Below are 21,261 nucleotides of genomic sequence, written 5' to 3' on the forward strand. Positions count from 1 at the left end.
GAGAAGACATAAATGGAACAGATAAAGCAATTTTTCAAGAGATTTAATATTACACGAGCACAGATCGAAATTTTTTCAGTAATTATCCTCTTGGTTTTAGGTCTATCAGTTTTTATGATTAATCATAAAAGTAAAACTGCCTTAACTTATGATCAAGGACATATCAAATACACTGGTTATGTTATCAACCACCGCATGAATGGTCAAGGAACTCTAGTTTATGCCAATGGTGATAAGTATGAGGGAGATTTTAAACAAGGTGTATTTGAAGGACAAGGGACTTTTACCTCAAGAACAGGCTGGTCTTATAAAGGTGACTTTAAAAAAGGACAAGCAGATGGTAAAGGGACACTCAAAGCAAAAAATAACAAGGTTTACAAAGGGACCTTCAAACAGGGGATATTTCAAAAATGAGAATTAAATGGTTTTCGTTGATACGTGTGACTGGTTTACTACTAGTCTTACTTTATCACTTTTTTAAACACGCTTTTCCAGGTGGTTTTATCGGAGTTGATATTTTCTTTACTTTTTCAGGCTATTTAATTACTGCCTTATTAATCGATGAATATTCTAAGTTCAATGCAATTGATATCATTGGTTTTTACAGAAGACGTTTTTATCGGATTGTGCCACCATTAGTTTTAATGGTTTTATTGACTATTCCATTTACATTTCTAGTTAAATCAGATTTTGTAGCTGGCATTGGTAGTCAAATTGCAGCAGCCTTAGGATTCACTACCAATTTTTATGAAATACTAACTGGTAGTAGTTATGAAAGCCAGTTTATTCCACATTTATTTGTTCATACTTGGAGTTTAGCAATTGAAGTTCATTTTTATATTTTATGGGGTTTGTTTGTCTGGTTCTTAGGCCGACAAAAATATAATGATAGACAGTTCCGTGGTATTTTGTTTGTGTCATCAAGTACAATCTTTATCATCAGTTTCTTAACAATGTTTATTAGAGCATTCTTTGTTTCTAATTTCTCATTGATTTATTTCTCAAGTATTGCACATGTCTTTCCATTCTTTATTGGTGCCATGTTTGCGACCATTTCTGGAATTAGAGATACAACTGTCCGCTTCCAAAAAAATGTTAAATTATGGCCAATGAAATTTGTTATTGGTTTTATGGCTGGAGCATTTGCCCTCTTGTTGCTCCTGACCTTGTCCTTAGACTTTAACAATATCATAACTTACTTGTTTGGCTTTGTTTTAGCAAGTTTGTTTACTGCCGTGATGGTTTATGCGGCGCGTGTCTTAAATGACCAAACACCGACTATTGAAGAACCGTTTATCATTACTTATATTGCAGATATCAGTTATGGAATGTATCTTTTCCATTGGCCGTTCTATATCATTTTTAGCCAATTAGTGCCTAACTGGTTTGCTGTGATTTTAACACTGATTTTCTCAGTCCTCTTCTCAACCCTTTCTTATTACATCCTCGAACCTTTACTTGTTGGTAAAAAGCCTAATCTTTTTGGCCTTAGTCTTGATTTAGAGAAATATACAAAATGGTTTGCTTTAGCTGGACTAGCTTTACTGTTATTAATGGTTGGTCGTAGTATAGCTGCGCCAAAAGTTGGCAAGTTTGAGACTGAGCTCACAGTTGGTGCTTTACAGCAAAGTCAAAATAGCTTGAACCGGACGCATACTCTTGCAGCTGGAGATGCCAACGCCTTGAGTGATGTTAGCATTATAGGGGACTCTGTTGCCCTTAGATCAAGTGCCGCTTTCTCAAAAATTATGCCATCAGCACAGCTTGATGCCGCAGTAAGCAGAAACTTTAGCCAAGCTTTTGAAATTTACGACAATCGTAAATCGTCTGAGACTTTATCCAAAACAATCGTTTTGGCCGTTGGGGTTAACTCTTTAGATAATTATAAAACGGATTTACAAAGTTTTATCAAAGATCTTCCAAAGGGTCACCGTTTAGTAATTGTCACTCCATATAATTCGCAAAATTTAGCACAAATTGCTGAAGTCCGTAATTATGAACTCACACTTGCCAAGAAATACTCTTTTGTTAGTATTGCTGATTGGTACAAAGTAGCTGTTGCCACACCAGATATCTGGGAAGGTACTGATGGCGTTCACTACAGTGATGCAGACACTAAAGGGGCTGATCTTTATGTAACAACTATTAAAGATGCAATTGAACGTGTAGCCAAAAAAGAAGCAAAATAAGACCTGAATGGGTCTTTTTTTGTGTACATATAAAAAAGTTTGAAAAAAACTTCACAAAAATTTTGTGAAACTATTTACAAAGTGAAGATTTATGATATAATAATTTTGTAAATAAATTGTGAAACTTTTAACAAACAAGATTTCTAGAGGAGAATAGAATGGTTGAACAAAAAATGACACCGGAACAAAAATTAGCAGATGCACAAGCACACGTTGATGAGCTTGTCCAAAAAGGTCTCGGTGCCTTAGAAGAATTCCGTAAATTAAATCAAGAGCAAGTAGACTATATTGTTGCTAAAGCTTCAGTTGCTGCTTTAGATGCTCACGGTATCTTAGCAATGCATGCTTTTGAAGAAACTGGTCGTGGTGTTTTTGAAGATAAAGCGACTAAAAACTTATTTGCTTGTGAACACGTTGTTAACAACATGCGTCATACAAAAACAGTTGGAATTATTGAAGAAGATGATGTTACAGGTTTGACTATGATTGCTGAACCAGTTGGTGTTATCTGTGGTGTTACACCAACAACAAACCCAACTTCAACAGCTATCTTTAAATCTTTGATTGCTTTGAAAACACGTAATCCAATTGTCTTTGGTTTCCACCCATCAGCTCAAGAATCTTCAGCACACGCAGCACAAATCGTTCGTGACGCTGCGATTGCTGCAGGAGCTCCTGAGAATTGTATCCAATGGATTTCAAAACCTTCTATGGAAGCTACTGGCGCTTTGATGAATCACGATGGTATTGCAACTATTCTTGCAACTGGTGGTAATGCAATGGTTCGTGCAGCATATTCATGTGGTAAACCTGCCCTTGGTGTAGGAGCTGGTAATGTACCTGCTTATGTTGAAAAAACAGCAAATATCCGTCAAGCAGCACATGACATTGTTATGTCTAAATCATTTGATAATGGTATGGTTTGTGCTTCTGAACAAGCAGTTATTATCGATAAAGAAGTTTATGATCAATTTGTTGAAGAATTTAAATCATACAGAACTTACTTTGTAAACAAAAAAGAAAAAGCTCTTCTTGAAGAATTCTGTTTTGGTGCAAAAGCAAACAGCAAAAACTGTGCTGGTGCAAAATTAAATGCTGACATCGTTGGTAAACCAGCTACGTGGATTGCTGAACAAGCTGGCTTCAAAGTTCCAGAAGGCACAAACATCCTGGCTGCTGAATGTGCTGAAGTTGGGGTTAAAGAACCACTTACTCGTGAAAAACTTTCTCCAGTTATTGCAGTTCTTAAATCTGATTCTACAGAAGATGGTCTTAAAAAAGCCCGCCAAATGGTAGAGTTCAATGGACTTGGTCACTCTGCAGCTATTCATACAGCAGATGAAGCTTTAGCTAAACGTTTCGGTACTGAAATGAAAGCTATGCGTATCATTTGGAATTCACCTTCAACTTTTGGTGGTATTGGTGACGTTTACAATGCCTTCATTCCATCATTAACACTTGGATGTGGTTCATATGGACGTAACTCTGTAGGTGATAATGTTAGTGCTATCAACCTCTTGAATATCAAAAAAGTAGGAAGACGTAGAAATAATATGCAATGGTTTAAGGTTCCTTCAAAAACATACTTCGAACGCGACTCTATTCAATACTTACAAAAAGCTCGTGACGTTGAACGTGTCATGATCGTTACTGACCATGCGATGGTTGAGTTAGGCTTCTTGAATAGAGTTATTGAACAACTTGACTTACGTCGTAATAAAGTTGTTTATCAAATCTTCTCAGATGTTGAACCAGATCCAGATATTTCAACAGTAAATAAAGGTACTGAATTAATGCGTGCCTTCAAACCGGATACTATTATTGCACTTGGTGGTGGTTCACCTATGGATGCTGCCAAAGTTATGTGGCTCTTCTATGAACAACCAGAAGTCGATTTCCGTGACCTTGTGCAAAAATTCATGGATATCCGTAAACGTGCCTTCAAATTCCCTGAACTTGGCAAGAAAACAAAATTCATTGCTATTCCAACAACTTCAGGTACAGGTTCAGAAGTAACACCATTTGCGGTTATTTCAGATAAGAAAAATAACCGTAAATATCCAATTGCTGACTACTCATTGACACCAACAATTGCTATTGTAGACCCATCATTAGTTATGTCAGTTCCAGGATTTATTGCTGCTGATACAGGTATGGACGTACTTACTCACGCAACTGAAGCATATGTGTCTCAAATGGCCAATGACTTTACTGATGGTTTAGCTTTACAAGCTATTAAGATTGTTTTTGAAAACTTAGAACGTTCAGTTAAAGATGCGGACTTTGAATCTCGTGAAAAACTACATAATGCCTCAACTATGGCTGGTATGGCTTTCGCCAATGCTTTCCTTGGAATGAGTCATTCAATGGCTCATAAGATTGGTGGGGTTCATCACACTGTTCACGGACGTACAAATGCAATTCTTTTACCATATGTGATCCGTTACAACGGAACTCGTCCTTCTAAAACAGCCACTTGGCCTAAATACAATTACTGGAAAGCTGATGAAAAATTCCAAGATATTGCTAGATTATTAGGTCTTCCAGCTTCAACTCCAGAAGAAGCAGTTGCATCATATGCTAAAGCTGTTTATGATCTTGGTGTTGCAGTAGGAATCAAGATGAATTTCAAAGATCAAGGTATCGATGAAAAAGAATGGAAAGATAGCCTTCATGAAATTGCTCTACTTGCTTATGAAGATCAATGTTCACCAGCTAACCCACGTTTACCGTTGGTTGCCGATATGGAAGAAATCATGTCTGATGCTTACTATGGTTACGAGGAACGCCCAGGTCGTTTAAAATAAAACCTGACATGTTACTGTAATGCGAAGAAATGCTCTCTTGGTTCTCCTCCTTGAGAGTATTTCTGTGAAAAAGTGCTGAAAAATAAGGATAAATAATCTAAATTGGGTTTACAAATTAGCCTTTGAGGCGTATAATGAACCTGACAAAAAAAGTTAGTTTCTTAGGAGGTAAGAAAATCATGGCAGAACGCTTTTATGACCTACTTGCACATGTTTGGATCGGTATTGCCGGTACAGATTCACGTTGGGTTAGATAAGCTAAGAAGTACCAGAAGGCAATCTGGTACTTTTTTTATTTGGCTCTTTGTCAACTGTAGTGGGTAGATGAAAAGCTAACACCTAGAGAGGACGAACTTCGTCCTCTCTTTCTTTATGTTCAATGCAATCAAAATCCGTTTTTTAAAGTTTTCAAAGTTCCTGAAACCAAAGGCATTTCTCTTAATGACTTTGATGAGATTATTGGTAGCTTCCAGTTTGGCGTTGGAATAAGGCAATTCCATGGCGTTTACAACCTTGTCTTTATCCTTTAAAAATGTCTTCAATACCGTCTGGAAAATAGGATTAACGATGGCTATTTCCTGTTCGATGAGGTCAAAGAAATGGTCTGAGTTCTTCTCTTGGAAATGAAATAAGAGAAGCTGATAGAGTACATAGTGTTGTCGTAGTTCCTCGGAGAAAGACAGGAGTTTTTCTAGGATTTCCTTGTTAGTCAAATGCATTCGAAACATAGGACGATAAAATCGTTTATCGCTGAGTTTACGGCTATCTTGTTGTATCAATTTCCAGTAACGTTTCAAGGCTCGGTATTCCTGCGATTTTCTGTCGAATTGATTCATAATTTGAATACGGACACGGTTCATAGCACGACTAAGGTGTTGCACGATATGAAAGCGATCGAGTACAATTTTTGCATTCGGAAAAAGTTGTTTAGCAAGTTGATAATAGGGACTAAACATATCCATGGTAATCACTTTGACCCGATTTCTAACCTTTCTAGGATAGCGAAGAAAGTGGTTTCGGATGGTTGCTTGAGTTCTTCCGTCGAGAATGGCGATGACATTTAGGGAGTCGAAATCTTGAGCGATGAAGCTCATTTTCCCCTTCTTGAAGGCATACTCGTCCCAACTCATCACCTCAGGTAGGGTATTCCAATCCGTTTCAAACTTGAACTCATTGAGCTTTCTCATAACTGACGATGTTGAAATTGATAGCCTGTGTGCAATATGTTTCATTGCTTGATTTTCGATGAGTAATTGTGCGATTTTCTGGTTAACAGCGACAGAGATTTGGTGGTTCTTCTTGACAAGAGGAGTTTCAGCGACCGCCATTTTTCCGCAATCTTTACACTTGAAACGACGCTTTCTAAGGCGGATAAGTAAAGGGTAGCCAGCAGTTTCTAAGTAGGGGATTTTAGAAGTTTTCTGGTAGTCGTACTTAGCCATTTGTCCCTTGCATTTTGGGCATTTAGGGGCTGTGTAGTCCAAGTGACCGTGGAGTTCTAAGTGAGTTCCCATATCATATTCATCAGTGATAGTGATATTTTTGTCTTTAATTCTGAGAAAATTTGTGATAAGATTTAGTTGTTCCATATGAGTCTTTCTAAAATGATAGTTTGAGCACTTTTCATTATAGGTCATATGGGACTTTTTGTATATACTCAAAAAGGCTCCATAATCTCTACAGTGGATTTACCCACTACAGAAATTATAGAGCCTTTTATTTGGTAAGGAAATCGTTAAAAAAATATGATATAATTATTAAAAAAGCAGATACACTCCTCTTTCTCTCTCTCCTAAGAATTAATTACTACTTTTCCAGCTTCCCCCATTTGCTGGTTTTTTTGTGTCTAATACAACAAATGGCAGTTATAGCGGAATTAAAAAAAGAGTTCTCCTGAACTCGTGCATTCCCCTATAATTATTACGTTTTTTAATACGTAGTAAATAAAATGTTGGTGAGTGAAGGATATATATCATTATTAAATATACTTATTTTATACGTGAATTGACATTGATACAATTTGACGTGAATACAACGGCGGAATATGGTACAATATCAAAAAGACTTTCAAAGGTAGGAAAAGATATGGGACTCGTTTATCAATCAACTCGTGATGCGGAGAATAAAGTCAGTGCAAGTCAAGCTATTTTATCTGGCTTAGCTTCAGATGGTGGTCTCTTTACGCCAATTAGTATGCCAGAGGTTAATTTAGATTTTGATCAACTGCAATCAGCATCATATCAAGAAATTGCCAAACTTATTTTGTCTGCCTTCTTCGATGATTTTAGTGAGGAAGAATTGGACTATTGTATTCAGTCCGCCTATGATCAAAAGTTTGACACGGCCAAAATTGCGCCTTTGGTTTCTTTGTCTGATTACCATAATTTAGAGCTCTTTCACGGGTCGACTATTGCCTTTAAAGATATGGCCTTGTCAATCTTGCCATATTTATTAACAACAGCTGCTAAGAAGCAGGGCGTTGATAATAAAATTGTTATTTTGACAGCTACTTCTGGGGATACTGGGAAGGCTGCTATGGCTGGCTTTGCCGATGTACCTGGAACAGAAATCATTGTTTTTTATCCTAAGTATGGGGTCAGCAAGATTCAAGAGTTGCAGATGACGACGCAACTTGGGGACAATACACACGTTATTGCTATTGATGGCAATTTTGATGATGCGCAATCGGATGTGAAACGAATGTTTAATGATGCTGACTTGGCAAAAAAATTGGCTGACCAAGGGATGCAATTATCTTCTGCTAATTCGATGAATATTGGACGATTGATTCCACAGGTTGTTTATTATATCTATGCTTATGCTCAGTTAGTTAAAGAGGGCTCAATTACTGCCGGTGACCAAATCAATATTACGGTTCCGACTGGTAATTTTGGGAATATTTTGGCGGCTTACTATGCTAAGCAAATTGGTCTGCCTGTTCATAAATTAATTTGTGCATCAAATGAGAATAATGTTTTAACAGATTTCTTTACAACTCACATATACAATAAAAATCGTGATTTCAAAGTGACAAGTAGTCCGTCTATGGATATTTTGGTGTCTTCTAATTTAGAACGTTTAATTTTCCATCTGCTGGGAGATGACTCTGAGGCAACTCGTCAATTAATGACGTCTCTGACTGAGGAAGGGTCTTATCAACTGCAGGCTAAGGATACTCAGATTTTTGAACTTTTCACCTCTGGTTATGCGACAGAAGAAGAGACAAAAGCAGAAATCAAGGCTATTTTTGAGTCTGATAACTATGTGATTGATCCGCATACGGCTGTGGCATCGGCAGTTTACCGTCGTTACCGTCAGGAGTCGGGTGATCAGCACCAAACGATCATTGCTTCGACAGCTAGTCCTTATAAGTTCCCACAAGTAGTTGTTGATGCGATTCAAGGGAAAAGTTGTGAGGATGATTTCCAAGCAGTTGAATTGCTAGAAGACATTTCTGGTGTGGCTATTCCAAAAGCTGTTCAGGATTTATATCAAGCTTCTGTTCGTCATGAAACGATGGTTAGCCATCTGGACATGCAAGATGCTGCAGAAAAGTATTTAGGAGTATAGATGAGGGGGCCTTTGGTCTCCTTTATTGATGGAATTATGCAAAATGAAAATCGTCGCAACATTTTAAATATCGCCCTGCCCGCTATGGCGGAAAATTTTTTGCAGATGTTAATGGGCTTTGTAGATAATTATTTAGTTGCCCAAGTGTCCTTAGTGGCTGTTTCGGGTGTATCCTTGGCTAATAACCTAATCACGGTTTATCAGGCGCTTTTCATTGCCCTCGGTTCGGCAGTTTCCAGCTTGCTGGCGCGAAGTCTGGGTAAAAAGGATCAACTGCAGTCACAAAAACTAATGGCGGACGCCATTACATTGACCCTAGTGGTGTCTCTGGCTTTGGGGATTCTGACAGTTCTTGCTAAGTCTTGGCTTTTAACTTTATTTGGGGCGGAGGCGCAGGTGGTAGCTGTTGGGGGATCTTATCTTTCTGTTGTTGGTGGGTTGGTGAGCAGCTTGGCAATGATGACGAGCTTGGGAGCCATCTTGAGAGCGACCGGACAGACTCGGATTCCAATGTGGGTAAGTCTCTTTGCCAATTTGCTCAATGGGCTCATGTCAGCAAGTTCCGTTTTTCTTTTTCATTGGGGTGTTGTGGGTGTCGCCTGGTCGACGGTGCTAGCGCGGCTGATTGGGATCTTACTATTACTGTATTTTCTCCCTGTCAGAATTATCATCTCTAATATGAATTTTCGTATGAATCTGGAAATTCTAGGTCTGGCTATGCCGAGTGCTGGTGAACGGTTGATGATGAGACTTGGCGACTTGCTGATAATGACTATTATAGTGAGTTATGGAACTTCTGTTTATGCTGGGAACGCTATTGGTGAGACAATCTCGCAATTTACTTATATGCCTGGGATGGCAGTAGCTACAGCAACGATTATAGGTGTTGCTGGTCTTTTGGGTAAAGAAAATCCGATAGAAGTAAATAAATATATTAAGGAAGCATTTATGCTTTCTACTATATTAATGTTAATATTTAGTATCCTAATCTATATTTCTGGAAATTGGTTGTCAGGCCAATTTACCACAAATGTTGTCGCGATTAAATCAAGTTTAGTTGTTCTTTTGTTTTCTTTACTTGGAACACCCTTTACTTCAGGCACATTGATCTACACAGCAGTCTGGCAAGGATTAGGGAATGCGAAAATTCCCTTTTATGCTACGACACTTGGAATGTGGATCATCAGAATACTAGGAGGATTTATCTTAGGAAGTGTAATAGGACTCGGTTTATCAGGTGTCTGGATTGCAACTGTTTTGGATAATATGACACGTTTTCTTCTATTAAAAAGCTTATATAAAAAATACAAAAAGTTATGAGATGAAAATCATAACTTTTTTTGAAAAAATTTTAAAAAAGACTTGCAAGGTAAGAAGCTTTTTGTTATTATATTATGGTGCTGTAAAAATACAGCTATAGCTATGATACGAGAGGTTGCGACACGCTCGGTTGCATTGCCACGCAACACGTGTTGGTTTTCTCGAGGAGCTAGCCTATTATCGTAAATAGACGAGAGGAGAAAAGATGGCAAATAAAAAAATCCGTATCCGTTTGAAAGCGTACGAACACCGTACACTTGATACAGCGGCAGAAAAAATCGTTGAAACTGCAACGCGTACAGGTGCTACTGTAGCGGGGCCAGTTCCACTTCCGACAGAACGTAGTCTTTACACAATTATTCGTGCGACTCATAAATATAAAGATTCTCGCGAACAATTTGAAATGCGTACTCACAAACGTCTTATTGACATTGTGAATCCTACACAAAAGACTGTTGACGCTCTAATGAAATTGGACTTACCAAGTGGTGTCAACGTAGAAATCAAACTTTAATCCGATTTCTCGCTGAGCACAAAAAACGCTCGTAAAAAACTTTTTTGAGCACAAAAAACGCTCATTAAAAACTTTTTGAAATAATATAAGAAAAGGAAATATTTTCTCATGACAAAAGGAATCTTAGGGAAAAAAGTGGGAATGACTCAAATCTTCACTGAAACTGGTGAATTTATCCCTGTTACTGTCATCGAAGCAGCTGCAAATGTTGTGCTTCAAGTAAAAACTATCGAAACAGATGGTTATGAAGCAGTTCAAGTTGGTTTTGACGACAAACGCGAAATTTTGAGTAACAAACCTGCCAAAGGCCATGTAGCTAAAGCTAACACTGCTCCTAAGCGCTTCATCCGTGAATTCAAAAACATTGAAGGCTTAGAAGTTGGTTCAGAAATTACTGTTGATACATTCGTAGCTGGAGATATCGTTGATGTAACGGGTACTTCAAAAGGTAAAGGTTTCCAAGGTGTTATTAAACGCCACGGTCAATCACGCGGTCCTATGGCCCATGGTTCTCGTTACCACCGTCGTCCAGGTTCAATGGGACCTGTAGCGCCTAACCGTGTTTTCAAAAATAAACACTTGGCAGGACGTATGGGTGGAAACCGTGTAACAATTCAAAATCTTGAAATTGTACAAGTTATCCCAGAGAAAAACGCTATCCTTATCAAAGGTAACGTACCAGGTGCTAAGAAATCTCTTATCACTATCAAATCAGCAGTAAAAGCTGCTAAATAATAAGAAAGGAGAAAACAGTTAAAATGGCAAACGTAAAACTATTTGACCAAACTGGTAAAGAAGTTAGTTCAGTTGAATTAAACGAAGCTATCTTCGGTATCGAACCAAACGAATCAGTTGTTTTTGATGTTGTAATCAGCCAACGTGCTAGCCTTCGCCAAGGTACTCATGCGGTTAAAAATCGTTCAGCAGTATCAGGTGGCGGACGTAAACCATGGCGTCAAAAAGGAACTGGACGTGCTCGTCAAGGTTCTATTCGCTCACCACAATGGCGTGGTGGTGGTGTTGTCTTCGGACCAACTCCTCGTTCATACGGATACAAACTTCCACAAAAAGTTCGTCGCCTAGCTTTGAAATCAGTTTACTCAGCTAAAGTTGCTGACGAAAAATTTGTAGCTGTAGAAAGCCTTTCATTTGCAGCACCAAAAACTGCTGAATTTGCAAAAGTTCTTTCAGCGCTAAGCATCGATTCAAAAGTACTTGTTATCGTTGAAGAAGGAAATGAATTTGCAGCATTATCTGCTCGTAACCTTCCAAACGTTAAAGTTGCAACTGCAACAACTGCAAGTGTTCTTGATATTGTAAATAGCGATAAACTTCTTGTTACTAAAGAAGCAATCTCTACAATTGAGGAGGTTCTTGCATAATGAATTTGTACGACGTAATTAAAAAACCAGTCATTACTGAAAAATCAATGATTGCCCTTGAAGAAGGAAAATACACATTTGAAGTTGACACTCGTGCGCACAAACTGTTAATCAAACAAGCTATTGAAGCTGCGTTTGAAGGTGTTAAAGTTGCAAACGTAAACACTGTTAACGTTAAACCCAAAGCTAAACGCGTTGGTCGTTACACAGGCTTCACTTCAAAAACTAAAAAAGCTATCGTCACTCTTACAGCTGATTCAAAAGCAATCGAGTTGTTCGCAGCAGAAGCTGAATAATCTAAGGAGGAAATAACGTGGGTATTAAAGTTTATAAACCAACGACAAATGGCCGTCGTAACATGACTTCTTTGGATTTTGCTGAAATTACAACAAGCACACCTGAGAAATCATTGCTTGTTTCTCTTAAAAACAAAGCTGGTCGTAACAACAACGGTCGTATCACTGTACGTCACCAAGGTGGTGGACATAAACGTCATTACCGTGTAATTGACTTCAAACGTAACAAAGATGCGGTTGAAGCAGTTGTTAAAACAATTGAATATGATCCAAACCGTACTGCTAACATTGCATTGGTTCACTATACTGATGGTGTTAAAGCGTACATCATTGCACCTAAAGGTCTTGAAGTAGGTCAACGCATCGTTTCTGGTGTTGATGCTGATATCAAAATTGGTAATGCACTTCCACTTGCTAACATCCCTGTTGGTACAGTTGTTCACAACATCGAGTTGAAACCTGGTAAAGGTGGAGAGCTTGTTCGTGCTGCTGGTGCATCTGCTCAAGTATTAGGTTCAGAAGGTAAATATATACTTGTTCGTCTTCAATCAGGCGAAGTTCGTATGATTCTTGGAACTTGCCGTGCAACAATTGGTTCAGTTGGTAACGAACAACAATCACTTGTTAATATTGGTAAAGCTGGACGTAACCGTTGGAAAGGTATCCGCCCAACAGTTCGTGGTTCTGTAATGAACCCTAACGATCACCCACACGGTGGTGGTGAAGGTAAAGCTCCAGTTGGTCGTAAATCACCATCAACTCCATGGGGTAAACCAGCTCTTGGACTTAAAACTCGTAATAAGAAAGCTAAATCTGACAAACTTATTATCCGTCGTCGTAACGCTAAATAATAAACAGATAAGTTAACTTATCATCCGCCAACTCGGTAGTTGTCTAGCAACAGGCCGTTGTGGTACATCATTTAAAGGAGAAAACTACATAATGGGACGTAGTCTTAAAAAAGGACCTTTCGTCGATGAGCATTTAATGAAAAAAGTTGAAGCTCAATCGAGTAACGAAAAGAAAAAAGTAATCAAAACTTGGTCACGTCGTTCAACGATTTTCCCAAGTTTCATTGGTTATACAATCGCAGTTTATGATGGACGTAAACATGTACCTGTTTACATCCAAGAAGACATGGTAGGTCACAAACTTGGTGAATTTGCACCAACTCGTACTTACAAAGGTCACGCATCAGACGACAAGAAAACACGTCGTTAATAGGAGGAGGACACAATGGCAGAAATTACTTCAGCTAAAGCAATGGCTCGTACAGTGCGTGTTTCACCTCGTAAAACACGTTTAGTACTTGATCTTATCCGTGGTAAGAACGTTGCTGACGCAATCGCAATCTTAAAATTCACTCCAAACAAAGCAGCTCGTGTTATTGAGAAAACTCTTAACTCAGCTATTGCAAATGCAGAAAATAACTTTGGTTTGGAAAAAGCTAACTTGGTAGTATCTGAAACATTCGCAAACGAAGGGCCAACAATGAAACGTTTCCGTCCACGTGCGAAAGGTTCAGCTTCACCAATCAACAAAAGAACAACTCACGTAACAGTAGTTGTTGCAGAAAAATAAGGAGGTAAAATCGTGGGTCAAAAAGTACATCCAATTGGTATGCGTGTCGGAATCATCCGTGACTGGGACGCGAAATGGTATGCTGAAAAAGAATACGCGGATTACCTTCATGAAGATCTTGCAATCCGTAAATTCATTCAAAAAGAATTAGCAGAAGCTTCAGTTTCAACTATTGAAATTGAACGTGCTATTAATAAAGTTATTGTTTCACTACATACTGCTAAACCAGGTATGGTTATTGGTAAAGGTGGAGCAAACGTTGACGCTTTACGCGGACAACTTAACAAATTAACTGGGAAACAAGTACACATCAACATTATTGAAATCAAATCACCAGATCTTGATGCTCACCTTGTTGGTGAAAACATTGCTCGTCAACTTGAGCAACGTGTTGCTTTCCGTCGTGCACAAAAACAAGCTATTCAACGTACAATGCGTGCTGGAGCTAAAGGGATTAAAACTCAAGTTTCAGGTCGTTTGAACGGTGCTGATATCGCTCGTGCAGAAGGTTATTCAGAAGGGACTGTCCCTCTACATACGCTTCGTGCTGATATCGACTACGCTTGGGAAGAAGCAGACACTACATATGGTAAACTTGGTGTTAAAGTTTGGATTTATCGTGGTGAAGTTCTTCCAACTCGTAAAAACACTAAAGGAGGCAAATAACATATGTTAGTACCTAAACGTGTTAAACACCGTCGTGAATTCCGTGGGAAAATGCGCGGTGAAGCAAAAGGTGGAAAAGAAGTATCATTCGGTGAATACGGTCTTCAAGCTACAACTAGCTCATGGATCACAAACCGCCAAATCGAAGCTGCTCGTATCGCTATGACTCGTTACATGAAACGTGGTGGTCAAGTTTGGATTAAAATCTTCCCTCACAAATCTTATACTGCTAAAGCTATCGGGGTTCGTATGGGTTCTGGTAAAGGTGCTCCTGAAGGTTGGGTATCACCTGTTAAACGTGGTAAAGTAATGTTTGAAATCGCTGGTGTATCTGAAGAAGTTGCACGTGAAGCATTCCGTCTTGCTGGACACAAATTACCAGTTAAAGTTAAATTCGTTAAACGCGAAGCAGAATAAGGAGAAGACATGAAACTTGAAGAAATCAAAAAGTTCGTCGCTGAGCTTCGTGGCTTGTCTCAGGAAGAGCTTGCTAAAAAAGAAAACGAACTCAAAAAAGAACTTTTCGACCTTCGTTTCCAAGCTGCAGCAGGTCAACTTGATCAAACTGCTCGTTTGAACGAAGTTAAAAAACAAATTGCACGTATCAAAACTGTGCAATCTGAAATGAAATAATAGATTGGGAAAGGAGAAATTCAAATTATGGAACGTAATCAACGTAAAACACTTTATGGACGCGTAGTGTCTGATAAAATGGACAAAACAATTACAGTTATAGTTGAAACTAAACGTAACCACCCAGTCTATGGTAAGCGTATCAACTATTCTAAAAAATACAAAGCTCATGATGAAAACAATATTGCTAGAGAAGGCGATATGGTTCGTATCATGGAAACACGTCCACTTTCAGCTACAAAACGTTTCCGTCTTGTAGAAGTTGTGGAAAAAGCTGTTATTATCTAATCAAACTAAAAGGAGAAAATTGAAATGATTCAACAAGAAACTCGCTTGAAAGTTGCTGATAATAGCGGTGCCCGTGAGATCTTGACTATCAAAGTACTTGGTGGTTCAGGACGTAAATTCGCTAACATCGGTGACGTAATCGTTGCTTCTGTTAAACAAGCTACTCCTGGTGGAGCAGTTAAAAAAGGTGATGTAGTGAAAGCTGTTATTGTTCGTACTAAAACTGGTGCCCGCCGTCCTGACGGTTCATACATCAAATTTGACGACAATGCTGCAGTTATTATCCGTGACGATAAAACTCCTCGCGGAACTCGTATCTTCGGCCCAGTTGCACGTGAATTACGTGAAGCTGGATACATGAAGATCGTATCACTTGCACCAGAAGTACTTTAATTTAAAGTAAAAACAAACTAAGTCCCCTAGGTTTACCTAGGGTGCCCATAGTGGGCGTAAGAAAAATAGGAGAAATACTAGAATGTTTGTAAAAAAAGGCGACAAAGTTCGCGTTATTGCAGGTAAAGATAAAGGAACTGAAGCAGTAGTTCTTAAAGCTTTACCAAAAGCTAACAAAGTTGTTGTAGAAGGTGTTGGTATGATTAAAAAACACCAAAAACCTAATACAGAAAACCCTCAAGGTGCTATCGTAGAAAAAGAAGCCCCAATCCATGTATCAAATGTACAAGTACTTGATAAAAATGGTGTCGCAGGTCGCGTAGGTTATAAAGTTGTTGACGGCAAAAAAGTTCGTTACAGCAAAAAATCTGGCGAAGTATTAGATTAATCACGAAGGAAAGGAGAAGCATAATGGCAAATCGTTTAAAAGAAAAATATACTAACGAAGTAATTCCTGCGTTGTCAGAGAAATTCAATTACACTACAGTTATGGCTGTGCCTAAAGTTGAGAAAATCGTTCTTAACATGGGTGTTGGTGATGCTGTTTCAAACGCAAAAAACCTAGAAAAAGCTGCTGCTGAGCTAGAACTTATCTCAGGTCAAAAACCACTTATTACTAAAGCTAAGAAATCAATCGCTGGCTTCCGTCTTCGTGAAGGTGTTGCGATCGGTGCGAAAGTTACACTTCGCGGCGAACGTATGTACGAATTCTTAGACAAATTAGTTAGCGTTTCACTTCCTCGTGTACGTGATTTCCACGGTGTTCCAACAAAATCTTTTGATGGACGTGGTAACTACACTCTTGGTGTGAAAGAACAACTTATCTTCCCAGAAATCAATTTCGATGATGTTGATAAAGTACGTGGTCTTGATATTGTAATCGTCACTACTGCAAATACTGACGAAGAATCACGTGAATTGCTTAAAGGCCTTGGAATGCCTTTTGCAAAATAATAGGGGGTAAATAAATTGGCTAAAAAATCTATGATTGCTAAGAACAAACGTCCTGCGAAACACTCTACGCAAGCCTATACACGCTGTGAAAAATGTGGACGTCCACATTCAGTTTACCGCAAATTTAAACTTTGCCGTGTTTGCTTCCGTGAGTTGGCTTACAAAGGTCAAATCCCAGGTGTTGTTAAAGCTTCTTGGTAAAAAAACACAATGAAGAAACTTTTCTCTGCTATAATTGAGAAAAGGGAAACATTATTTCCGGTATGAGTTATTCTCATACCACACCGCCTTCGGGCGCAATAACTAGCAAGTGATTATTCAAACTACTAGTAAAAGGAGAAATCAAAAAATGGTTATGACTGACCCAATTGCAGACTTTTTAACACGTATTCGTAATGCTAACCAAGTAAAACACGAAATGTTAGAAGTACCTGCATCAAACATCAAAAAAGGGATTGCTGACATCCTTGTACGTGAAGGTTTTGTTAAAAACGTTGAAGTTATCGAAGATGACAAACAAGGAATCATCCGTGTTTTCCTTAAATATGGTCAAAACGGTGAACGCGTTATTACTAACTTAAAACGTATCTCAAAACCAGGTCTTCGTGTTTACACAAAACGTGAAGATGTTCCTAAAGTTCTTAACGGACTAGGAATCGCAATCATTTCAACTTCAGAAGGTCTTTTGACTGATAAAGAAGCTCGCCAAAAAAATGTTGGTGGAGAAGTGATTGCATACGTTTGGTAATTTAAAGATACTAAGAGTGTCATGGGCAAAGTGAAAATAGGAAATCTGGCGAAGAGTATTTATACTCTAGGAAGATTATCTTTTTCACACAGGCCATACCTCGAGTTCAATTCAACTAAAATATTGAATAGAGCATATTAAATTCCAAATCACCCCGTGAAAACTAGTCGCATAGCGACTTGACAATCTAACAGGAGAAAATAAACATGTCACGTATTGGTAATAAAGTAATTACTATGCCTGCAGGTGTTGAAATTAGCAATGACAACAACGTTGTTACTGTTAAAGGCCCTAAAGGCGAACTCACTCGTGAGTTCAATAAAAATATTGAAATCAAAATCGAAGGTTCTGAAATTACACTTTCACGTCCTAACGATTCAAAAGAAATGAAAACAATTCATGGTACAACTCGTGCAAACTTGAATAACATGGTTGTTGGTGTTTTTGAAGGTTTCAAAAAAGATCTTGAAATGAAGGGTGTCGGTTACCGTGCTCAACTTCAAGGTACAAAACTTGTCCTTTCAGTAGGTAAATCTCACCAAGACGAAGTTGAAGCACCAGAAGGGATTACATTCACTCTTGCTAACCCAACTTCTATTTCAGTTGCCGGAATTAATAAAGAAGTTGTTGGTCAAACAGCTGCTTATATCCGTAGCTTACGTTCACCAGAACCTTATAAAGGTAAAGGTATTCGTTATGTTGGTGAATACGTACGCCTTAAAGAAGGTAAAACTGGTAAATAATAGATTCATCATGTATCTTGAGAAGTTAAGATACATAGTCTATTATTTTCCGAATGTAACAGATAAAACTTAAATTTTAAGAGGTGAATATTGTGATTTCAAAACCAGATAAAAACAAAACCCGCCAAAAACGCCATCGTCGCGTACGCGGTAAACTCTCTGGAACTGCAGAACGCCCACGTTTGAACGTTTTTCGTTCTAATACAGGCATCTACGCTCAAGTTATTGATGACGTAGCGGGTGTAACGCTCGCAAGCGCATCAACTCTTGATAAAGACGTTTCAAAAGGTACAAAAACTGAACAAGCCGTTGTAGTCGGCAAACTTGTTGCTGAACGTGCAGTGGCTAAAGGTATTTCTGAAGTGGTGTTTGACCGCGGTGGATATCTATATCACGGACGTATCAAAGCTTTGGCTGATGCAGCTCGTGAAAACGGATTGAAATTCTAAAAGGGAGGACACAAAATAATGGCATTTAAAGATAATGCAGTTGAACTTGAAGAGCGTGTCGTTTCTATCAACCGTGTTACAAAAGTTGTAAAAGGTGGACGTCGTCTTCGTTTTGCTGCTCTTGTAGTAGTTGGTGATGGAAATGGACGTGTAGGATTCGGTACAGGTAAAGCTCAAGAAGTACCAGAAGCTATTCGTAAAGCTGTTGAAGCAGCTAAGAAAAACATGATTGAAGTACCAATGGTTGGCACAACAATTCCCCACGAAGTATTTACTAACTTCGGTGGAGCAAAAGTATTGTTGAAACCAGCTGTAGAAGGTTCTGGAGTTGCCGCTGGTGGTGCGGTTCGTGCCGTCATCGAATTAGCAGGTATTGCTGATATTACTTCAAAATCTCTTGGTTCAAATACTCCAATCAACATTGTTCGTGCAACTGTTGAAGGGTTAAAACAACTTAAACGTGCAGAAGACGTTGCCGCTTTACGTGGTGTTTCTGTATCTGACTTAGCTTAAGAAAGGGGATAACAATGGCTCAAATTAAAATTACTTTGACTAAGTCTCCAATCGGACGTAAGCCAGAGCAACGTAAAACAGTTGCTGCTCTTGGACTTGGTAAATTAAATTCTTCAGTTGTTAAAGAAGATAATGCTGCTATTCTTGGAATGGTTAATGCTATCAGTCACTTAGTAACTGTTGAAGAAGTTAAATAATAAATAAGCAGACAGGTTGGGTTCTACCAGCTCCTGCTAATACTTTTTAAGTCGCAAGCTTTTAGCTTGTGACTTAAAGTTAATTTTATGTATAGGCGAGTTTCTATGGGGAGTCCTTTCCCCTCATAGAGGCGCTAGCAATTTACAAATAAGGAGAAAAAATGAAACTTCATGAATTAAAAGCTACTGAAGGATCACGTAAAGTACGTAACCGTGTTGGACGTGGGTCATCATCAGGTAACGGTAAAACATCTGGTCGCGGACAAAAAGGTCAAAACTCTCGTAGTGGTGGCGGAGTTCGTTTAGGTTTTGAAGGTGGACAAACACCATTGTTCCGTCGCATGCCAAAACGTGGATTCTCAAACATCAACGCTAAAGAGTACGCTCTTGTTAACCTTGATCAATTAAACGTTTTTGAAGACGGTACTGAAGTAACTCCAGTTATGCTTAAAGAAGCTGGAATCGTTCGTGCTGAAAAATCAGGCGTTAAAGTTCTTGGTAACGGCGAATTGACTAAAAAATTGACTGTTAAAGCAGCTAAATTCTCAAAATCTGCTGAAGCAGCAATCACTGCTAAGGGTGGTTCAATCGAAGTCATCTAATGAGGGGTAACTCATTATGTTCTTAAAAATACTAAAAGACGCACTGAAAATAAAGACTGTTAGAACTAAAGTTTTCTTTACAATCTTTATAATCCTTGTCTTCCGAATCGGAACGCACATAACAGTTCCAGGAGTCAATGCAAAAAGTTTAGAGCAGTTGAGTGAACTTCCTTTTCTAAATATGTTGAACCTTGTCAGTGGTAATGCAATGAGAAACTTTTCAGTTTTCTCTATGGGTGTGAGTCCGTACATTACTGCATCTATCGTTGTTCAATTATTACAAATGGATATCCTACCAAAATTTGTCGAGTGGGGAAAACAAGGTGAGGTTGGCCGTCGCAAGTTAAATCAAGCGACTCGCTATATATCACTTTTTCTTGCATTCGTGCAATCGATTGGTATCACAGCAGGGTTCAATACCTTGTCTAGTGTTGCTCTAGTTAATACACCAAATATCAAAACTTATTTGCTAATTGGTGCTTTGCTGACAACTGGTAGTGTTATTGTAACCTGGCTTGGAGAACAGATTACAGATAAAGGATTTGGTAACGGTGTTTCAATGATTATCTTTGCAGGTATCATTTCATCTATTCCAAATGCAATTGCAACAATTCACGAAGATTACTTTGTTAATGTTCGTCCTGGCGAGATTAATATGTCTTACATTATTGTAGGATTAATTATCTTAGCGGTTCTTGCCATTGTTTTCTTTACAACATATGTTCAACAAGCGGAATATAAAATTCCAATCCAATATACAAAACTTGTTCAGGGTGCACCTACAAGTTCTTACCTTCCTTTAAAAGTCAATCCAGCAGGCGTTATTCCCGTTATCTTTGCTAGCTCGATTACGACTATTCCAAGTACGATTATACCGTTCTTCCAAAATGGTAAAGATATCCCTTGGTTAACTAAACTACAAGAAGTTTTAAACTATCAAACACCAACAGGTATGATGGTTTATGCATTTTTGATTATCTTGTTCTCATTCTTCTATACCTTTGTCCAAGTAAATCCTGAGAAAACAGCTGAAAATCTACAGAAGAACTCGTCTTATATTCCAAGTGTGAGACCAGGACGTGAAACAGAACTTTATATGTCATCATTGCTCAAAAAACTTGCTACAATCGGTTCAGTTTTCCTTGCTTTTATCTCTCTTGTGCCAATCGCTGCGCAACAAGGACTTAATCTTTCATCTAGTATTGCACTAGGTGGGACAAGTTTACTGATTTTGATCTCGACGGGTATAGAAGGAATGAAACAACTTGAAGGCTATCTTCTGAAAAGAAAATATGTCGGATTTATGAATACAGCAGAATAGAATATAGGTTGACCTTGTCAACCTACTATTTTGTTTTTAGGTGATAACAAGACTAAAGAGATATTTCTTGTTATCAGTTGAAAACAAAAGTAAAA

The 21,261-nt window shown here is 38.4% G+C and carries 29 protein-coding genes; 28 read left to right on the forward strand and 1 reads right to left on the reverse strand.

The genetic code is table 11. From position 1 onward, the window contains the following. Positions 1 to 12 precede the first annotated feature (12 nt). The 4 genes from MKY69_RS00375 to MKY69_RS00390 all read left to right on the forward strand — a co-directional run bounded on the left by MKY69_RS00375 (position 13) and on the right by MKY69_RS00390 (position 5,253). The gene (locus tag MKY69_RS00375) at positions 13 to 414 is read left to right on the forward strand and encodes a membrane protein (protein ID WP_003105881.1); all 402 of its coding nucleotides are present in this window, start codon (positions 13 to 15) and stop codon (positions 412 to 414) included. Next, complete coding sequence (locus MKY69_RS00380) at positions 411 to 2,189, forward strand: acyltransferase family protein (protein WP_003107454.1); 1,779 nt, start codon at positions 411 to 413, stop codon at positions 2,187 to 2,189. Before MKY69_RS00375 ends, MKY69_RS00380 begins: the two co-directional genes overlap by 4 nt. Before the next feature lie 158 nt (positions 2,190 to 2,347). Beyond that, complete coding sequence (adhE, locus tag MKY69_RS00385) at positions 2,348 to 4,996, forward strand: bifunctional acetaldehyde-CoA/alcohol dehydrogenase (RefSeq protein WP_003104333.1); 2,649 nt, start codon at positions 2,348 to 2,350, stop codon at positions 4,994 to 4,996. Positions 4,997 to 5,130: 134 nt separating this feature from the next. Next, positions 5,131 to 5,253 (forward strand): hypothetical protein, encoded by a 123-nt coding sequence (locus tag MKY69_RS00390; RefSeq protein WP_003103544.1) that lies wholly within the window; start codon positions 5,131 to 5,133, stop codon positions 5,251 to 5,253. Between the two features lie 75 nt (positions 5,254 to 5,328). Here MKY69_RS00390 and MKY69_RS00395 read toward each other — a convergent pair whose 3' ends face one another. Beyond that, positions 5,329 to 6,585, reverse strand: coding sequence for an ISL3 family transposase (locus MKY69_RS00395; protein WP_017768237.1), 1,257 nt, complete (start codon positions 6,583 to 6,585; stop codon positions 5,329 to 5,331). Between the two features lie 496 nt (positions 6,586 to 7,081). On the opposite strand from MKY69_RS00395, the gene thrC reads away from it, so the two are divergent. The 24 genes from thrC to secY all read left to right on the forward strand — a co-directional run bounded on the left by thrC (position 7,082) and on the right by secY (position 21,166). Further along, entirely contained in the window at positions 7,082 to 8,566 is a 1,485-nt protein-coding gene (gene thrC / locus MKY69_RS00400; protein ID WP_340790769.1) for a threonine synthase, read from the forward strand. A 36-nt stretch (positions 8,567 to 8,602) separates the two neighbouring features. Then, the gene (locus MKY69_RS00405) at positions 8,603 to 9,886 is read left to right on the forward strand and encodes an MATE family efflux transporter (RefSeq protein ID WP_257876056.1); all 1,284 of its coding nucleotides are present in this window, start codon (positions 8,603 to 8,605) and stop codon (positions 9,884 to 9,886) included. Positions 9,887 to 10,091: 205 nt separating this feature from the next. After that, complete coding sequence (rpsJ, locus tag MKY69_RS00410) at positions 10,092 to 10,400, forward strand: 30S ribosomal protein S10 (protein WP_003046044.1); 309 nt, start codon at positions 10,092 to 10,094, stop codon at positions 10,398 to 10,400. Between the two features lie 108 nt (positions 10,401 to 10,508). Continuing rightward, on the forward strand, positions 10,509 to 11,135 hold the full coding sequence (rplC, locus tag MKY69_RS00415; protein WP_003104411.1) for a 50S ribosomal protein L3: 627 nt from the start codon (positions 10,509 to 10,511) through the stop codon (positions 11,133 to 11,135). A 23-nt stretch (positions 11,136 to 11,158) separates the two neighbouring features. Next, positions 11,159 to 11,782, forward strand: a complete 624-nt coding sequence (gene rplD, locus MKY69_RS00420; protein WP_003105574.1) for a 50S ribosomal protein L4 — start codon at positions 11,159 to 11,161, stop codon at positions 11,780 to 11,782. Continuing rightward, positions 11,782 to 12,078 (forward strand): 50S ribosomal protein L23, encoded by a 297-nt coding sequence (locus tag MKY69_RS00425; protein ID WP_003103896.1) that lies wholly within the window; start codon positions 11,782 to 11,784, stop codon positions 12,076 to 12,078. The genes rplD and MKY69_RS00425 overlap by 1 nt, the downstream gene beginning before the upstream one ends. Positions 12,079 to 12,095: 17 nt before the next feature. Continuing rightward, positions 12,096 to 12,929: a 50S ribosomal protein L2 gene (gene rplB, locus MKY69_RS00430; RefSeq protein ID WP_311981546.1), complete on the forward strand. Its 834-nt coding sequence runs from the start codon at positions 12,096 to 12,098 to the stop codon at positions 12,927 to 12,929. A 91-nt stretch (positions 12,930 to 13,020) separates the two neighbouring features. Further along, positions 13,021 to 13,299 (forward strand): 30S ribosomal protein S19, encoded by a 279-nt coding sequence (gene rpsS, locus MKY69_RS00435; RefSeq protein ID WP_003103906.1) that lies wholly within the window; start codon positions 13,021 to 13,023, stop codon positions 13,297 to 13,299. Between the two features lie 15 nt (positions 13,300 to 13,314). Beyond that, the gene (gene rplV, locus MKY69_RS00440; RefSeq protein WP_003102985.1) at positions 13,315 to 13,659 is read left to right on the forward strand and encodes a 50S ribosomal protein L22; all 345 of its coding nucleotides are present in this window, start codon (positions 13,315 to 13,317) and stop codon (positions 13,657 to 13,659) included. A gap of 12 nt (positions 13,660 to 13,671) precedes the next feature. Continuing rightward, positions 13,672 to 14,325 (forward strand): 30S ribosomal protein S3, encoded by a 654-nt coding sequence (rpsC, locus tag MKY69_RS00445; RefSeq protein WP_003105606.1) that lies wholly within the window; start codon positions 13,672 to 13,674, stop codon positions 14,323 to 14,325. A gap of 3 nt (positions 14,326 to 14,328) precedes the next feature. Beyond that, positions 14,329 to 14,742 carry a 50S ribosomal protein L16 gene (rplP, locus tag MKY69_RS00450; protein ID WP_003104843.1) on the forward strand — a complete coding sequence of 138 codons (414 nt, stop codon included), beginning with the start codon at positions 14,329 to 14,331 and terminating at the stop codon, positions 14,740 to 14,742. A gap of 9 nt (positions 14,743 to 14,751) precedes the next feature. Next, positions 14,752 to 14,958: a 50S ribosomal protein L29 gene (rpmC, locus tag MKY69_RS00455; protein WP_003103481.1), complete on the forward strand. Its 207-nt coding sequence runs from the start codon at positions 14,752 to 14,754 to the stop codon at positions 14,956 to 14,958. Between the two features lie 27 nt (positions 14,959 to 14,985). After that, entirely contained in the window at positions 14,986 to 15,246 is a 261-nt protein-coding gene (rpsQ, locus tag MKY69_RS00460) for a 30S ribosomal protein S17 (protein WP_003102341.1), read from the forward strand. Positions 15,247 to 15,270: 24 nt separating this feature from the next. Beyond that, positions 15,271 to 15,639 carry a 50S ribosomal protein L14 gene (gene rplN, locus MKY69_RS00465; RefSeq protein ID WP_003103122.1) on the forward strand — a complete coding sequence of 123 codons (369 nt, stop codon included), beginning with the start codon at positions 15,271 to 15,273 and terminating at the stop codon, positions 15,637 to 15,639. Positions 15,640 to 15,721: 82 nt separating this feature from the next. Continuing rightward, on the forward strand, positions 15,722 to 16,027 hold the full coding sequence (rplX, locus tag MKY69_RS00470) for a 50S ribosomal protein L24 (protein ID WP_003105953.1): 306 nt from the start codon (positions 15,722 to 15,724) through the stop codon (positions 16,025 to 16,027). A gap of 23 nt (positions 16,028 to 16,050) precedes the next feature. Then, on the forward strand, positions 16,051 to 16,593 hold the full coding sequence (rplE, locus tag MKY69_RS00475) for a 50S ribosomal protein L5 (protein WP_003104667.1): 543 nt from the start codon (positions 16,051 to 16,053) through the stop codon (positions 16,591 to 16,593). A gap of 15 nt (positions 16,594 to 16,608) precedes the next feature. Beyond that, positions 16,609 to 16,794 carry a type Z 30S ribosomal protein S14 gene (locus MKY69_RS00480; RefSeq protein WP_002987746.1) on the forward strand — a complete coding sequence of 62 codons (186 nt, stop codon included), beginning with the start codon at positions 16,609 to 16,611 and terminating at the stop codon, positions 16,792 to 16,794. 148 nt (positions 16,795 to 16,942) lie between these two features. Further along, positions 16,943 to 17,341 carry a 30S ribosomal protein S8 gene (gene rpsH / locus MKY69_RS00485; protein WP_003102399.1) on the forward strand — a complete coding sequence of 133 codons (399 nt, stop codon included), beginning with the start codon at positions 16,943 to 16,945 and terminating at the stop codon, positions 17,339 to 17,341. Positions 17,342 to 17,547: 206 nt separating this feature from the next. Beyond that, positions 17,548 to 18,084 (forward strand): 50S ribosomal protein L6, encoded by a 537-nt coding sequence (rplF, locus tag MKY69_RS00490; protein WP_003103537.1) that lies wholly within the window; start codon positions 17,548 to 17,550, stop codon positions 18,082 to 18,084. 92 nt (positions 18,085 to 18,176) lie between these two features. After that, positions 18,177 to 18,533, forward strand: a complete 357-nt coding sequence (gene rplR, locus MKY69_RS00495; protein WP_003105199.1) for a 50S ribosomal protein L18 — start codon at positions 18,177 to 18,179, stop codon at positions 18,531 to 18,533. Positions 18,534 to 18,551: 18 nt separating this feature from the next. Then, on the forward strand, positions 18,552 to 19,046 hold the full coding sequence (gene rpsE, locus MKY69_RS00500; protein ID WP_003106071.1) for a 30S ribosomal protein S5: 495 nt from the start codon (positions 18,552 to 18,554) through the stop codon (positions 19,044 to 19,046). A 14-nt stretch (positions 19,047 to 19,060) separates the two neighbouring features. Next, a complete protein-coding gene (gene rpmD / locus MKY69_RS00505) occupies positions 19,061 to 19,243 on the forward strand; it encodes a 50S ribosomal protein L30 (RefSeq protein WP_003102859.1) in 183 nt (60 codons plus the stop codon). A 161-nt stretch (positions 19,244 to 19,404) separates the two neighbouring features. Continuing rightward, positions 19,405 to 19,845, forward strand: coding sequence for a 50S ribosomal protein L15 (gene rplO, locus MKY69_RS00510; protein ID WP_003104020.1), 441 nt, complete (start codon positions 19,405 to 19,407; stop codon positions 19,843 to 19,845). A 16-nt stretch (positions 19,846 to 19,861) separates the two neighbouring features. Beyond that, positions 19,862 to 21,166 carry a preprotein translocase subunit SecY gene (gene secY, locus MKY69_RS00515; RefSeq protein ID WP_003105064.1) on the forward strand — a complete coding sequence of 435 codons (1,305 nt, stop codon included), beginning with the start codon at positions 19,862 to 19,864 and terminating at the stop codon, positions 21,164 to 21,166. The last annotated feature ends 95 nt before the right edge of the window (positions 21,167 to 21,261 follow it).

This window comes from Streptococcus sp. FSL R7-0212 (assembly GCF_038007985.1).
GTDB lineage: Bacteria > Bacillota > Bacilli > Lactobacillales > Streptococcaceae > Streptococcus > Streptococcus parauberis.